Source organism: Hydrogenovibrio sp. 3SP14C1 (genome assembly GCF_029625905.1).
In the GTDB taxonomy this organism is placed as follows: Bacteria; Pseudomonadota; Gammaproteobacteria; order Thiomicrospirales; family Thiomicrospiraceae; genus Hydrogenovibrio.
Genome location: NZ_JARTLM010000297.1, coordinates 1 through 240, shown reverse-complemented (window position 1 = coordinate 240; position 240 = coordinate 1). Strand labels below are relative to the sequence as shown.

The window sequence follows — 240 nt, the reverse complement described above, 5'->3', positions numbered from 1 at the left end:
TCAAAAACTTGTTCCGGTTTTCCTTCTTCGACGATGACACCACCATCCATGAAGATCACTCGGTCAGCTACTTCACGAGCAAAGCCCATTTCATGCGTTACAATCACCATGGTCATCCCAGATTTTGCAAGATCCTGCATCACCGCTAATACCTCACCGACCATTTCTGGATCAAGGGCCGAAGTTGGTTCGTCAAAAAGGAGGACATCTGGATCCATAGCCAAACCACGTGCAATAGCA

At 47.5% G+C, this 240-nt stretch carries 1 pseudogene; it reads right to left on the bottom strand.

Annotation, left to right across the window (positions count from 1 at the left end):
- Positions 1 to 218, bottom strand: a pseudogene (locus P8629_RS12590) (peptide ABC transporter ATP-binding protein); the annotation flags it as partial.
- Positions 219 to 240: the final 22 nt, after the last annotated feature.